At 71.7% G+C, this 14,849-nt stretch carries 11 protein-coding genes; 1 reads left to right on the top strand and 10 read right to left on the bottom strand.

The features are described 5' to 3' along the window. Positions 1-9: 9 nt before the first annotated feature. The 4 genes from ACZ7L1_RS00340 to ACZ7L1_RS00325 form a co-directional block, all read right to left on the bottom strand. Positions 10-687 carry a response regulator transcription factor gene (locus ACZ7L1_RS00340; RefSeq protein WP_471432956.1) on the bottom strand — a complete coding sequence of 226 codons (678 nt, stop codon included), beginning with the start codon at positions 685-687 and terminating at the stop codon, positions 10-12. After that, positions 684-1,835 (bottom strand): sensor histidine kinase, encoded by a 1,152-nt coding sequence (locus ACZ7L1_RS00335; protein ID WP_471432955.1) that lies wholly within the window; start codon positions 1,833-1,835, stop codon positions 684-686. Before ACZ7L1_RS00335 ends, ACZ7L1_RS00340 begins: the two co-directional genes overlap by 4 nt. Further along, complete coding sequence (locus ACZ7L1_RS00330; protein ID WP_471432954.1) at positions 1,832-2,356, bottom strand: DUF1453 domain-containing protein; 525 nt, start codon at positions 2,354-2,356, stop codon at positions 1,832-1,834. Before ACZ7L1_RS00330 ends, ACZ7L1_RS00335 begins: the two co-directional genes overlap by 4 nt. Positions 2,357-2,601: 245 nt before the next feature. Then, on the bottom strand, positions 2,602-4,725 hold the full coding sequence (locus tag ACZ7L1_RS00325; RefSeq protein WP_471432953.1) for a DNA gyrase/topoisomerase IV subunit B: 2,124 nt from the start codon (positions 4,723-4,725) through the stop codon (positions 2,602-2,604). A 440-nt stretch (positions 4,726-5,165) separates the two neighbouring features. Here ACZ7L1_RS00325 and ACZ7L1_RS00320 point away from each other — a divergent pair, with 440 nt between their 5' ends. Then, positions 5,166-5,396, top strand: a complete 231-nt coding sequence (locus tag ACZ7L1_RS00320; RefSeq protein WP_388991601.1) for a DUF7455 domain-containing protein — start codon at positions 5,166-5,168, stop codon at positions 5,394-5,396. Between the two features lie 204 nt (positions 5,397-5,600). Here ACZ7L1_RS00320 and ACZ7L1_RS00315 read toward each other — a convergent pair whose 3' ends face one another. The 6 genes from ACZ7L1_RS00315 to ACZ7L1_RS00290 all read right to left on the bottom strand — a co-directional run bounded on the left by ACZ7L1_RS00315 (position 5,601) and on the right by ACZ7L1_RS00290 (position 14,704). Then, positions 5,601-6,419 carry a serine protease gene (locus ACZ7L1_RS00315; protein WP_471432952.1) on the bottom strand — a complete coding sequence of 273 codons (819 nt, stop codon included), beginning with the start codon at positions 6,417-6,419 and terminating at the stop codon, positions 5,601-5,603. Positions 6,420-6,539: 120 nt separating this feature from the next. Continuing rightward, positions 6,540-8,078 (bottom strand): RNA polymerase sigma factor, encoded by a 1,539-nt coding sequence (locus tag ACZ7L1_RS00310; protein WP_471432951.1) that lies wholly within the window; start codon positions 8,076-8,078, stop codon positions 6,540-6,542. Positions 8,079-8,672: 594 nt separating this feature from the next. Then, positions 8,673-9,560, bottom strand: coding sequence for a FadR/GntR family transcriptional regulator (locus tag ACZ7L1_RS00305; RefSeq protein ID WP_471432950.1), 888 nt, complete (start codon positions 9,558-9,560; stop codon positions 8,673-8,675). A 161-nt stretch (positions 9,561-9,721) separates the two neighbouring features. Next, the gene (locus tag ACZ7L1_RS00300; RefSeq protein WP_471433509.1) at positions 9,722-11,461 is read right to left on the bottom strand and encodes an ABC transporter ATP-binding protein; all 1,740 of its coding nucleotides are present in this window, start codon (positions 11,459-11,461) and stop codon (positions 9,722-9,724) included. Between the two features lie 214 nt (positions 11,462-11,675). Continuing rightward, on the bottom strand, positions 11,676-12,434 hold the full coding sequence (locus ACZ7L1_RS00295; RefSeq protein WP_471432949.1) for an NUDIX hydrolase: 759 nt from the start codon (positions 12,432-12,434) through the stop codon (positions 11,676-11,678). 131 nt (positions 12,435-12,565) lie between these two features. Next, positions 12,566-14,704: a glycogen debranching N-terminal domain-containing protein gene (locus ACZ7L1_RS00290; RefSeq protein WP_471432948.1), complete on the bottom strand. Its 2,139-nt coding sequence runs from the start codon at positions 14,702-14,704 to the stop codon at positions 12,566-12,568. Positions 14,705-14,849 lie beyond the last annotated feature (145 nt).

The following is a 14,849-nucleotide window of genomic DNA, read 5'->3' as shown; positions in this document are numbered from 1 at the left end:
TCAGGTGACTCACCGCGACGGGGGTCGGACCAGCCCCGTCGCATACGCGTAACGCACCGCCCGCGCACGGTCCTTGAGCCCTGTCTTGGCGAAGAGATTGTTGATGTGGGTCTTCACGGTGGCCGTCGAAACATGCAGTCTGCGCGCGATCTCCGGGTTGGTCAGCCCTTCGGCGATCAGTACGAGCACCTCGGTCTCCCGTGCGGTGAGCCCGTCCGGCGCCCGGGCGGCCGCCACCGGCTCCGGCTCCGCCAGCCGCTCCAGCAGGCGCCGCTGGATGCTCGGCGACAGCCCCGCCTCCCCGGACAGCACGCTCCGCACGGCCCGTACGATCTCGTCCCCGCCCGCGTCCTTGGTGAGATAGCCGCGCGCCCCGGCTCTGAGGGCCGGGAACAGCGACTCGTCGTCCCCGAAGGTGGTGAGCACGACGACCTGGGTTCCGGGGTGCTCGGCGCGGATGCGCCGCGTCGCCTCCACGCCGTCGCAGCGCGGCATGCGCAGGTCCATCAGCACCACGTCCGGGGCGAGCTCGGCGACGAGCCGGACCGCCTCCTCACCGTCCCCGGCGGCGCCGACGACCTCGATCCCGGGCAGCAGACCGAGCAGCATCACGATGCCCTCGCGCACCACCGTCTGATCGTCCGCCACCACCACCCGGGCGGGCTTCGCGCTCTCCTCCTCCGTCATACGGGCACCTTCAACGTCACCACGAATCCCTTCTCACCGGGCCCTGCCTGCAGCGAGCCGCCCAGCAGCTCGGCACGCTCCCGCATGCCCAGCAGACCGTACCCGGCCCCCGACCCGGCCAGCCCGCCCGGCGAACCGCCCGAATCGCGGACGTCCAGCGTGACTTGGTGCTCGGCGTACTCGAGCCGTATGCGCACCTTGGCGCCCGGAGCGTGCTTGCGGACGTTGGTCAGGGCCTCCTGAGCGACCCTGCGGACAGCCTGGGAGGCCTCGGCGGGCAGCGGCCGACGCTCACCCGAGAAGGTGATGTCGGCACCGTCCGACGCGGAGACGAGCTCGCTGAGGAAGTCCTCGAGCGGGGACATCTCTCCGCGCAGCGCGGAGAGCGCCTGCCGGGTCTCGGCAAGCCCGTCCCGGGCCATCCCCCGCGCCGCCACGACCCGTTCCAGGATCGTCTCGCGTTCTGCCCCCGCCTCGATCAGCAGCCGGGCCGCCTCCAGATGCACCAGCTGCGCCGAGAGGCTGTGCGCCAGTACGTCGTGGATCTCCCGTGCGATCCGCGCGCGCTCCGCCAGGGCCGCCGACTCGGCCTCGGCCGCCCGCGCGGCCCTCTCGTGGGCGAGCAGCCGCAGGGCGCTGCCGCGCGCCTCGGCGTCGAGGCGCAGGACATAGCCGGCGAGCGCGATCCCGACGACGGTGACCGCCGTGGTCAGCCAGGCGTCGTCGGTGACCGCCGCGTACGCCCCCAGACCGAGGCCGGCGGCGGGCGCGGCGGCTGCGAGGGGCAGCCGCTCCAGGGCTCCGATGGCACAGCCGCACCACAGAACCATGGCGGCGACGCGCAGGTCCGCCACGTACGCCGTCGCACCCATTGCGAGCAGCGCCACGAGCAGGGCGACCGAGGGCAACAGCCGGTGGTGGAAGGTGGCCCGGAAGAAAGCCCACGCCCCTGCCGCGCACACCAGGACTCCGAACGCGGCCACGGCGATGCCCCACGAACGCAGGCTGCCGTCCGTGAACGTCGTCCACAGGAGCATGCCGAGGGCGACGAGCCGTGCGATCCGGGCGAGTCCGCGCCGGGCGGCGGAGACGCCGGCGCGGGACAGGGCCTCCTGGGAGGGCCAGCGTGTCCACGCGTACTCCGTCACACGGACTCCTTCCTCAAGGGCGAGGTCACGCGGTCACCGCATGCCGGGCCCCGCAGCTGAGCGGTGGACACGGAACGCGACCGCCAGACCAGGATCCCGCTGCGCACCAGAAGGGTGGCGGCGAGGGCGAGGAACAGGGCCGAGCTGTTCTGGTGGACGCCGAGGGCCGCGCCGATGCCGAAGAGGCCGACGCGCAGGCCGATGCCGACGATCCACACCGCGACGCCGGCCTTGGTGCCGCGGCTCCAGACCGTGCCGTCCGGCTCGGTCCATATGCGGGTCGTCCAGGCCCAGCCGGCGCCCGTGGCCAGCCCGATGAGCAGCTCGGCCCCGACGAGGAGGGCGGACTCGGCGTGATGCTGGGGGTCGAGCACGCCGGGCTCGCGCACGGCCAGGAAGGCCAGGACGGCAGGGATGACCCACCAGCGCCGGTCGGCCGAGATCCGGCGCGCTCGGAACTGACGCACGAGGATCAGGACGACTGCGGCGGTGATCAGCAGGGCGTCGGTGGGCCCGGACATCGTGGCCTCCGTGGGCGAGGAAGGGCGTTGTCGCGGCGGGTGCCGTCGACGCCTTCGACGCTACGGAAGCCGGTGGGGCGGTGGATCGGAGCCGGGGTGGAACGTGGGTGGATCTCGGGCCTGCCTCGGCTCCACCCAGGGGTGGAGAGCCCGCGAACACGGTCAGCAAGCCGCATACGGCCGGGAGGCACGCCGAGGCGCCTCCTCCCGGCCCCCGGGCACCGCTGCCCCGGCCGGCGCAGCGGCTACGCGTCGATGCGGGACCTGTCCAGTGTCGCCGCCGAGCTGGAGATGAACTCCTTGCGCGGTGCCACGTCGTTGCCCATCAGGAGGTCGAAGACCTGTTCGGCGGCTTCCAGGTCGGAGAGGTTGATCCGTCGCAGCGTGCGGTGGCGCGGGTCCATCGTCGTCTCGGCCAGCTGATCGGCGTCCATCTCGCCGAGGCCCTTGTAGCGCTGGATGGAGTCCTTGTACCGGATGCCCTTGCTCTGGAACTCCAGGAGCTTGTCGCGCAGCTCGCGGTCGGAGTACGTGTAGACGTACCTGTCCTGGCCCTTCTTCGGCTGGATCAGCTCGATGCGGTGCAGCGGCGGCACCGCGGCGAACACCCGGCCTGCCTCGACCATGGGCCGCATGTAGCGGTGGAACAGCGTCAGGAGCAGGGTGCGGATGTGGGAACCGTCCACGTCGGCGTCGGTCATCATGATGATCTTGCCGTAGCGGGCCGCGTCGAGGTCGAACGTGCGGCCAGAGCCGGCTCCTATGACCTGGATGATCGCACCGCACTCGGCGTTCTTCAGCATGTCCGTCACGGACGACTTCTGGACGTTGAGGATCTTGCCGCGGATCGGCAGCAGCGCCTGGAACTCGGAGTTCCGCGCGAGCTTCGCCGTGCCGAGCGCGGAGTCGCCCTCGACGATGAACAGCTCGCTGCGGTCGACGTCGTCGCTGCGGCAGTCGGCGAGCTTGGCGGGCAGCGAAGAGGACTCCAGGGCCGTCTTGCGGCGCTGGGCGTCCTTGTGCTGCCGCGCCGCGATACGGGTGCGGGCGGCGGCGACGGCCTTCTCCAGGACGACCCTGGCCTGCTGGGCGGCATCACGCTTCGTGGAGGTCAGGAACGCCTTGAGCTCCTTGGAGACCACGTTCGTCACGATGCGGCGCGCCGCGGAGGTGCCGAGGACCTCCTTGGTCTGCCCCTCGAACTGCGGTTCGGCAAGGCGCACCGTGACAACCGCGGTGAGCCCCTCGAGCGCGTCGTCCTTGACGATGTCGTCCTCGGCGACGCGCAGCAGCTTCTTGGCGCGCAGGACCTCGTTCATGGTCCTGGTGACGGCCTGCTCGAAGCCGGCGACATGGGTGCCGCCCTTGGGGGTGGCGATGATGTTCACGAACGACCTGAGCGTCGTGTCGTAACCGGTGCCCCAGCGCAGCGCGACGTCGACGCCGAGCTCCCGGGTGACCTCGGTGGGCGTCATCTGGCCGTGGTCGTCCAGGACGGGGACCGTCTCCTTGAAGGTGCCCTGTCCGGAGAAGCGGAGGACGTCGCAGACCGGCTTGTCGCTCGCCAGGTACTCGCAGAACTCGCTGATCCCGCCGTCGAAGCGGAAGGACTCCTCGCCCTTGCTGCCGCCCTCGCCGAGCCCGTACTCGTCACGCACGACAATGGTGAGGCCGGGCACCAGGAACGCCGTCTGGCGGGCGCGCTGGTGCAGCGTCTCCAGGGAGAGCTTGGCGTCCTTGAGGAAGATCTGGCGGTCGGCCCAGTAGCGCACGCGCGTGCCGGTGCGGGTCTTGGGGATCTTCTTGGTCTTGTGCAGGCCGCTCTTGGCCTCGAACTTCGCGTCCGGGCCGTCGGCGGCGAAGACGCCCGGCACACCGCGCCGGAAGCTGATCGCGTGCGTGTGACCGGCACGGTCGACCTCGACGTCCAGGCGCGCGGAGAGGGCGTTCACCACAGAGGCGCCGACGCCGTGCAGGCCGCCGGACGCCGCGTAGGAGCCGCCGCCGAACTTGCCGCCCGCGTGCAGCTTGGTCATCACGACCTCGACGCCGGACAGGCGGGTCTTGGGCTCGACGTCGACCGGGATGCCCCGGCCGTTGTCCCGCACCTCCACCGAGGCGTCGTCGTGCAGGATCACCTCGATGTGGTCGCAGTAGCCGCCCAGGGCCTCGTCGACAGAGTTGTCGATGATCTCCCAGAGGCAGTGCATCAGGCCCCGGCTGTCGGTGGAGCCGATGTACATGCCCGGGCGCTTGCGCACGGCCTCGAGGCCTTCGAGGACGAGCAGGTGCCGCGCGGTGTAGTTGGAACCGTCCCGGTCTGCTCCGGTCAGCAGCGCTGTGGACGGCACGGACGTCTCGGCGGTCACGCGGTTCGCTCCTCGCTGAATTTCAGATGGGACCCCCTGGGGTGAGGGCCGGCTTCGGTCGCCGGTCCGAGGGTACCGAGGCCTGGTAGAGCCGTTGTAACGCAACCCTCGTCGGCACCTAAGAGTAGTCCAGAGTCGTACGGACGTTCGATCCCTCGTTGGGGGTGAAGTACATATCACGTTCCCTTCGAGGCATGAACCATTTAGCCTCGGGGCACGTCCTCATCCACAACCGGCAACCCGCCGGGAGGACGGACAACCGACACACAGCGCGAACCCGTACGACACAAGAGACGTAATACGGCACATTCGCCGCCAACCGGCAGCAGACAGCCGGCTCGGAAAGATTTTTTCGAGGGGAAGCCGCGAGCGGGAACGTTTTCGGCCTGGTTGGATGTTGACCCTGGTACGACAGCTCGTCGAGCTAGAGAAGAGGCGACGTGACTACTGTTCTGACACACGCGAGCCCGCTGACGGCCGCTGACCGCTGCGACCGTTGCGGCGCCCAGGCGTACCTGCGCGTCGTCCTCCTGAGCGGCGGAGAACTGCTCTTCTGCGCCCACCACGGCCGCAAGTTCGAGCCGGAACTCAAGAAGATCGCCGCTGAGATACAGGACGAGACGGAACGACTCACCTCCGTTCCCGCGAACGCGTCCGAAGAGGAACGCTGACCCTTCGGGTCCACGACGAGCCGACACCGGCAGCGCCGCCGGTGAACGGGCGGCCACCCCATCCGGGGAGTGGCCGCCCGCACTCGTAGGACGCCCAGGGCCGGCGCCCGCGTGACGCACACCGACCGCACACTCCGTGCCGGCGACAGCCCGCACGGATGTGCCCTTTCCCGCGGCGCGAGGCGGCGCCCGGCGGCGCCGCCCTCAGTGCCCGCCCCCCAGCGCCTTGACGGCCTCCGAGACCCGCGTGTAGACACCAGGTCGCCCCGGCTGCCCGCAGCCGCTCCCCCAGGACACCACGCCGATCAGGCGCCCATTGGCGACCAGCGGCCCTCCGCTGTCCCCCTGACAGGCGTCATGGCCGCCTTCGGGCGCCCCGGCACACAGCATGGAGGACGCGACGTATCTGCCGTCCAGACCTCCGGGGTACGCCCGCTCACAGGTCGCATCCGTCAGGACCTGGAGGCTGGCGGCCCGCAGGGTGCTCGTGTAGGTGGCATTCCCCGTGACGTCCCCCCAGCCGTACACCGTCGCCGACGTGCCCGGCGTATAGGCCGGATCCCCCGCGGGAGCCATGGGGAGGACCGAGCTGGCGGGAAGCGGGGTGGCCAGGGTGACCACACCGAAGTCCCCGGTGTTCGTGTAGCTGTTGTACTGCGGATTGACCCATGTTGAGGTCACGGGGATCTCCTCGCCCTGGCTGGACGTGAGGTCCGTACGGTCCGCGATCACCTTCAGATCCCGCACCCGCCCGGGCGGTGCTCCAAGGACGGCCGCGCTCAGACAGTGGGCGGCGGTCAGGACCGTGGAGCGGTCCACCACCACGCCTCCGCAGAACTGCCCCGCCCGGGTACCTCCGAACCGGTCACGACTGGACAGGGCGACCGTCCACGGGCTCTGGGAGATGTCGACCGGAAACCCTCCGATGACAACGCTGTCTGCCGTCGCCGGCGCCGGTGCCGTCAGCTGTATCAGGGCTGCTGCGGCCGCCAGCGCCAGGGATCGGACGTAGGGGCGAGGCATGCGCTCTCCTCACTGTCGGATGGTCGTAGAACACCCACAGTGATTCAGCTCGCCGCATCCCGCACACGCAAAGGGGCCACCTCCCGTAGGAGACGGCCCCTGATGACGTACGGCCGAGGGCTAGTCGAGGTAGTCGCGCAGCACCTGGGAGCGCGACGGGTGACGCAGCTTCGACATCGTCTTGGACTCGATCTGGCGGATGCGCTCACGGGTGACGCCGTACACCTTGCCGATCTCGTCGAGGGTCTTCGGCTGACCGTCGGTGAGACCGAAACGCATGGAGACGACGCCCGCCTCGCGCTCGGACAGCGTGTCGAGCACGGAGTGCAGCTGCTCCTGCAGCAGCGTGAAGCTGACCGCGTCGGCCGGGACGACCGCCTCGGAGTCCTCGATGAGGTCGCCGAACTCGCTGTCGCCGTCCTCGCCCAGCGGGGTGTGCAGCGAGATCGGCTCGCGGCCGTACTTCTGGACCTCGATGACCTTCTCCGGGGTCATGTCGAGCTCCTTGGCCAGCTCCTCCGGGGTGGGCTCACGGCCCAGGTCCTGGAGCATCTGGCGCTGCACGCGTGCGAGCTTGTTGATGACCTCGACCATGTGCACCGGGATACGGATGGTGCGGGCCTGGTCGGCCATGGCCCGGGTGATCGCCTGACGGATCCACCAGGTGGCGTACGTGGAGAACTTGTAGCCCTTGGTGTAGTCGAACTTCTCGACCGCGCGGATCAGACCGAGGTTGCCCTCCTGGATGAGGTCCAGGAAGAGCATGCCGCGCCCGGTGTAGCGCTTGGCCAGAGAGACCACCAGACGGAGGTTGGCCTCCAGGAGGTGGTTCTTGGCGCGGCGGCCGTCCTCGGCGATGATCTCCAGCTCACGCTTGAGCTTGGGGGCGAGCTTGTCGGCGTTGGCCAGCTTGTCCTCGGCGAAGAGGCCGGCCTCGATGCGCTTGGCGAGCTCGACCTCCTGCTCGGCGTTGAGCAGGGGGACCTTGCCGATCTGCTTCAGGTAGTCCTTGACCGGGTCGGCGGTGGCGCCGGCCGCGGCGACCTGCTGCGCGGGCGCGTCGTCCTCGTCCTCGTCGGAGAGCACGAAGCCGGCGCTCTCCGCGCCCTCGGGCTCCTCGCCGGCCTTGACGGGGGTCTCCTCGATGACGTCCTCGTCGAGCAGCTCGGCGTCGTCCTTCTTGGCGGCGGTCGTCTTCTTGGCGGTCGTCTTCTTGGCGACGGTCTTCTTCGCGACCGTCTTCTTCGCTGCCGCCGCCTTCTTGGCCGCAGTCTTCTTGACGGGCGCGTCCTCAGCCGGATCGTCGGCGACCGGCACCTCCGGGGCGGCGGGGGCGGTGTCCTTCTTGGTGGTCACCGTCTTCGCCGGGACGGCCTTGGTCGCGGTGCGCTTGGCCGGACTCTTCGCTGCGACGCTCTTGCGGGTGCGCTTGGGCTCTGCGGCACTGACCATCAGCGTCACACCCTCTTCCTCGAGGATCTGGTTGAGGCTGCGCAGTACGTTCTTCCACTGAGTGGCCGGAATCTGGTCAGCTTCGAAGGCCCGACGCACATCGTCGCCGGCGATCTGCCCCTCAGCCTTTCCCCGCTCAATGAGAGCCATGACAGAGACGGACTCGGCGATCTCCGGCGGGAGCGTACGGGATGTGCTGGCCGACACGAACAACCTCTCGGAACGTTGGAAAACGGCTTCCGGCCCCGTCCACAACGGACAGGAGCCGACCGCCGGCTTGGGGATGGGCCGACGGCGCGGGCGGGGGCCGGGAAGATGCACAGCGCCGCGAACGACGTCCGTATTCCCTCCTCGGCTGTCACCTCTTAGGTCATCGCGCAGCCCCGCAGAGCGTTACGTCCAATCTACGTGGCCCGGATCACACCCCGTAACCGCTCAAAAACGTCCAGATGCGGGCAGACGTGATCGCCCGATGCCACTGCCGACGCTCGGCCGTCGACTGCTTCACACCACCGCGTATCCCGGAAGCCGCGTCTGACACAGGGAATCCGTATCCGATACCCGGGAATCCGTCGCCGGCCCGAGACCCGCGGTCGCCACCGGGTCACCCCATGACCGGCACCGGATCCCCGACGACTGTGTCACTCCGGCACGGGGGCGGGGCGCCGGTCTCCGTCGGGCTCCGCCGGGTCCCGGGAGGATCCGACGGAGTCCGACGGCAGGCGTACGGCACTCCGCGGCCACCGGCCGTGCGGGCCGGGTGCCGCCCACCCCCCTGTTCGCATCGCCGACGGTGTGCGGTCAGTGCTCGCGCGGCGCGGGCACCACGCGCTCCACCTCGGGGTGGACGGTGAGCAGTTGCCGCATGGCGCCCTCGGCGGCCGCGCCGTCACCCGCGGCGAGCGCGTCGACGATGCGGGCGTGCTGCGACAGGGCCGCGTCGTTCGGGCGGTCGCACCCGGTGACCGGGCCGCCGGAGACCTGGAGGGCGGCCGAGACGATCCCCGAGAGGTGCTCCAGCATGCGGTTGCCGGCGACCTGGATGAGCAGCGAGTGGAACTCCGCGTCGGCGCGCGAGAAGGTCAGGGAGTCGCCCTGCCCCATGGCGTGGCCCATGATCTCGACCATGTCGCCGAGCCTCTGCTGCACCTCCTCGCGCCCGTGCCCGGCGGCGAGGCGCGCGGCGAGCGGCTCGATGGTCCAGCGCAGCTCGCTCAGCTCGCGGCGCTGGTCGTCGCGCTGCGGCCCGAAGGCACGCCATTCGATGATGTCCGGATCCAGGAGGTTCCAATCGCTGACGGGGCGTACGCGTGTTCCGACGTTCGGGCGCGCACTGACCAGGCCCTTGGCCTCCAGGACGCGCAGCGATTCACGGACGACGGTCCGGGAGACCTCGAAACGCTGCCCGATCTCCTCGGGCACCAGCGGGCGGTCGGCACCCAGGTCCCCGGAGACGATCATCTGGCCCAGCTGCTGGACGAGTTGGCCGTGCAGTCCGCGCCCGCGGCTGCCCGCGGGGCGCCGACCGACGCGCCCCAGGTCCGGCTCCCCGCCCTCCCACGAGGGGGCGCCGACGCGGTCGGCGGCGGGCGCCGCGGCGTAGGGGTAGCGGTCGAGTTCGCCCGGTCCGGCCAGGCCGGAGTCTGCTGAGCGGGCGGCGGTCATCATGGTGTGCGCAAGGGTACTCACGGATCCTTTGTCGGCGCCCTCTCCAACTCCCTTGAGGTCTTTGGTGAAAAGCACACGAAAGGGTGATCGCTCACGGCGTCGCAATTGACGCCTTATCGGAAAGAAATGGGCGCTTTTCAGGGGAGTTGCGACACAGGGGGACCGGATCGACACGCACTGTTTCATCGGGCTCTGCTGCGCAGGGTTGTGATCAGGTAGGCACACAGCAGGGCGGTCAGGGACAAGGTCAGTGCCCCGCCCACGGGTTGGGCGACCATGCGGGCCGCCGCGGCCAGGTACCTGTCCCCGCCGAAGGGCCACCGCAGCAGCATCAGGGCGGGCATCCGCTCGGCGAGGCCCGTCGCGGTCCGCACGGACGGCCCGGCCAGCGCCTTCTCGACCAGGGGTACGACGACGACAGGCACCGCGAGGACGGCGGCGAGCCCGGCGGTCGTGGACCGGAAGAGACCGGCGGCCAGCACACCGGCCCAGGCGCATCCCGCGACCAGCCCGCACCAACTCGCCACGAGCGGAAGCCGGTCGGCGGGAACCTGGGCTACCTCCCGCCCGTAGAGGAGGTGGAGCGACACCAGGTCGCACACGGCGGCCAGGACGGCCAGCGCCAGCGCCGTGGCCCCGGCGACGAGGAGTTTGGCGGCGAGCAGCCCCAGACGGCGCGGGACGGTCCCGCGGGCCGCCGCCAGGGCGGGATGTCGGAACTCATCGCCGAAGGCGTGGGCACCCAGCAGTCCGGCGCCGAGCGCCGCGGGCGGCAACGGGAGCTGTTGCGGCCAGGCGGCCAGCAGGCGGCGCTGGGGAGTGTGCCCGGCCCGGGCGAGGAGGATGGAGAGCAGGACCGAGGTGACGAGGACGGCGGCCGCGGTGGCGTAGCCGATGCCGATCCCGGCCGCGCGGCGCAGTTCGTAGCGCAGCGGGCGCAGGGGGCTCGGGACGGACCGGACGTCGACGGGCGGCGACAATGGGGGCAGGTCGCCCGGTTCGGGTGCCCCGGCGGACGGGCCCGGAGCGGCCTCGGCACCGGCGGTCGGCCCCATGTCACCGATCTCGTCGGCGAGTTGGTGGACGAGGATGCCGTGCCGGAAGGCGGTTTCGCCGATGTCGGCACACGTACTGCCGTACACCGACAGCCGGTTGCCGCCCTCCTGGACGATCTCCACCGAACGCTGCGCGGTCCGTGCCTCCTTGGCCAGCAGGACGCCGAGGCGGGCGGCGTGCGGGCTGCGGACGGCCACGCGGGGCCGCAGCCGGGTACGGGCGAAGTCGGCGGCCGGCTGGTCGGCGACGAGACGGCCCTGGTCGAGGGTGACGACGTGATCGGCGGTGCGCGCCGCCTCCTTCGGGTCGGCCGTGGTGAACAGGACGGTGCCGCCCTGGGCGGCGTGCGCGCGCAGTGCACCGTGCAGCCAGCGCCCCTCACGGGCGGAGAGCCCGCCCGCGGGGTCGTCGAGGACCAGCGCGTGCGGGTCGGCGAGCAGGGCGCAGGCGAGGCCCAGGCGGCGGTCCATGCCACGCGAGAGGTTGCCCAGGCGCTCGTTGCGCAGGCCGACGAGTCCGACCGCGTCGAGGACCTCGTCGGCGCGCCGGGCCGGCACTCCCGCGGCCGAGCACAGCATGCGCAGTTGTCCGCGGACCGTGCGCGCGGGATGACCGGGGACGTCGCCGAGCAGCACGCCCACCTCACGGGCGGGGTGGGCGATGCGGTGCAGCGGACGGCCCCGGAAGTAGGTGATGCCGCGGCCCGATCGAAGTTCGAGCATGAGCCTGAGCGCCGTCGTCTTGCCCGCACCCGAGGATCCCAGAAGCGCGGTGACGTGGCCCGCGTGGGCCTCGAAGGACACGTCGTCGACGGCGGGCGGAAGGTCCTTGCGGGGGGTGCTGGTCAATCCGATCGCCTGGATCACTCGAAGCAAGATAGCGCGATATGCCCATTTTTTCGGGAACCTTGCGGACGGACAGGCTCTCACTTTGATCAGATATAACGTGATCGGACATATGTCCGGAGCTGACGTCGGCGACCGGAGGTCCACGACCGACGCCGACGGCGCCGGGAACTCACCGACAACGGCCGGCTTCCGGCAGCCGCCCCTGGGGGTCGCGCCCCCGTGATGCCGCCGGTCAGACCTCAGGACGCAGCATCGGCGGGTTGAGCAGCGTGGCGCCGCCCGCCCGGAAGAGCTGTGCGGGGCGGCCGCCCTGCCGGGTCGTCGTGCCGCCCGTGGGGACGAGGAAGCCGGGCGTACCGGTCACCTTGCGGTGGAAGTTGCGCGGGTCGAGCGCCACGCCCCACACGGCCTCGTAGACCCTGCGCAGCTCACCGACGGTGAACTCGGGAGGGCAGAAGGCAGTGGCCAGCGAGGAGTACTCGATCTTGGATCGGGCGCGCTCGACGCCGTCCGCGAGGATCTGCGCGTGATCGAACGCGAGCGGAGCCACCGGTTCACCGGCGCGGCCGTACCCGCCTTGCTGGAGCAGCTCCTCGACCGGCGCCCAGCGGACGTTGCTGGCGTCACCGCCGGCCCGGGGCGCGGGCAGGTCGGGGGCGAGCGCGAGATGGGCGACGCTCACCACCCTCATCCGCGGGTCACGCTTCGGGTCGCCGTACGTGGCCAGTTGCTCAAGGTGGGCGCCGTTGTCGTGAACCGGTACGGACGGGTCGTGGGCCCGCAGTCCCGTCTCCTCGGCCAGCTCGCGTGCGGCGGCCTGCGACAGGTCCTCGTCAGCCCGGACGAAGCCGCCCGGCAGCGCCCACCGGCCCTGGAAGGGCGGCTCACCCCTGCGCACCGCCAGCGCACACAGGGCGTGACGGCGTACGGTCAGCACGACCAGATCCACGGTGACGGCGAAGGGCGGGAAGGCTGACGGGTCGTAGGGCATGCCGCGATCATAGTCGTCTGCCTGACGATAAACACTCCCTTCCGCGACCGCTTCGACGGCTGATCCACTTCTGTCCGATACAGATCTCATCGACAGCCGTCCTCCGTGCTGCCGCACCACGTCATCCGAGGTCACACCCCCAGCTGCAGCCCGTCGGCGGCCTCCTCCACCATGGCGAGCCCGAGCCGGCCCACGCGCACGGAGAAGGGTGCACCGGCCAGCCTCAGTCCGGTCAGGACGACCTCACCCAGCGGGGCGCTGCGGACCGGACACAGGGTCACCGTCCCGGCGGGCGCGTCGGGACGGATTCCGGCGAGCGCGGTGAGCAGCAGCACCCCGGCGGCGGCCGCCGTGGCGGCGGGCCTGCAGGCCGCCGGATGCGGCAGCGGCGCGCTGCCTTCCGCCCGTGGCTCGCCTGCGAACATCTCGGGCAGCCGGTGTCCGAACGCCTCGGCCGCTGCCAGCATCCCCCCGAGCAGGCCGCCCGCCTCCTTCTCGTACCCGGCGGCGGCCAGTCCCGCGACGGCGACCGCCGTCTCCTGGACGCGCACCGCTCCCCCACGGTGTCCGAACGGGTTGTACGCCGCCTCCCTGGCCGCCAGGCCGCGCAGTCCCCAGCCCGAGTCCATGGCGGGGCCGCCCAGCAACCGCGCGAGCTGCTCGGTGCGCACCTTGTCCAGCAGGCCGGACGCCAGGGTGCCGCAGCCGAGCAGCCCGGTGTCGAGGAGGTGGGCGGCGCCCGCGCCGAGGTGCGGTACGAGGCGTCCGTCGCGGGTGCGAGCGGCCGCCGGTCTGCCCCCCGACCGGTCCTCGATCCAGAAGTCCTCGCAGAACGCGTCGCGCAGCTCCCCGGCCCATTCGCGCAGCTCCGCCCCGCCCGGTCGCTCCCATGCGTCGAGCAGGTCGGCGCCGACCACCGCGGCGCGGTGGGCGTACGCCTGGGTCTCGCAGCGCAGCGGCCCGGCCGGCTGCGGGTCGGGGAGGTAGACGCCGTCACCGACGGTGGTGCGCAGCCACCGCAGACAGTGCTCGGCCGCCGGCAGCAGCTCCTCCGTCTCACGCTCGGGAAGCCCCCAGCGCCACGCTTCCGCGAGGAGCACGGGGAACAGCAGGGTGGCCTCGGTGCCCGTGCAGCCCGGTGGCAGATGCACGCCAGCGTCCCGGCGCGGCCCCGGGATCATGCCCGACCGCAGGCCCGGGCCGCCGATCTGGGTACGGGCGAGGATCCGCAGCGTGCCTGCGGCCAGCCGGGTGCCGAGCGGCAGCGTCATCCGGGCCGCCGCCAGGGACTCCGCGGGCGCCGGGCCGCAGCGCCACGGCGCTCCGGCCGCCAGCTGGATGTCGGAAGGGTGCGCGGGGTCCCGGAGCAGCAGGGCCCTGAGGTCCTCGACACAGGTGTCCAGCAGCGGCTGGACTCGGGGGTCGTCCCCGGTGGCCCGGGCCTGTGCGAGCGGGCTCGCCGCCCCGTGTCCCACCGCTCTGACCGGGGCCGCGCCGTCCGGCCGCAGCCGCAGCTCCACGCTCCGCGTCCCGCCGGGCGGCAGTTCCAGCTCCCAGCGCAGGAGCCCCGCCGAGGCGAGGGCGTCCGTGGGGGGCGGTGCGGCCGTGACCGCGCAGTCGCCCTTGTGACAGGACCAGCGCAGCCCGGAGGCATGGACGGTGGCAGGGAGTTCTGGTCCGGTGCTGCCCGAGGCGATCTCCCCCAGTTCCGCGAGGTCCGTGCCGAGGGCCACCTCCACCGGCAGCCGCAGCGCGCGCGGGGCCGCGCTGTGCAGGGTGATCCGCTCCGTGCCGTCGGCGAACCGAACGCGCTCCACGACGACGTCCGGATCCGGTCCCGCGTCGGGGGACGCATGCACCGTCCCCACGAAGCGGGCCCGGTCGGCCGCGACCATGCGGGCCTGCACGGGAAGCGGCTCCCTCCCGGCCACCCGCACCTGACAGCGGGAGAGCACGCGCCGGCCCGCTCGGTAGAACCCCTCCAGGCCCTGTCCCGTCAGCTGCCCCTGATCCGTGGAGATCACAAGGCCGGGTAGGGCGACGCAGATCAGCGCGGTGTGGGCGGGCGGCAGGTCGGCGACTCGGCGCGGCGCAGCGGGCAGGGGCGCAGGGCCGGTCTGGGGCCGGTCGACGGGTGGGGCGGGAGCCGGTGTGCCGGCCGGCATCCACGACACGGCCGGTGGGGCGCCCCGCGAAGGCCGGGGCTCCGAGGGGCCGTGGCGGGGACGCCGGTTGCCGTCGGGGGCGGAGAACGGTGCGGGCAGGGGCATGAGGCGACTTTCTCTGCGCTCGGTACGCCTGGGGTGCGCCCGGAGCCGGGTGGGCGGCCCCGGAGAGGGTCGTGAGCGATGCGGCGGCGCGACCCGAGCACGGGTTCCGCCACTCAGGTGAACGGATCGCGCCTGCCCGGGGTCA

This window comes from Streptomyces sp. NPDC107546 (assembly GCF_055639175.1).
Note: the sequence above shows the minus strand (reverse complement) of the source record. Positions and strands in the feature narration are given on the sequence as shown.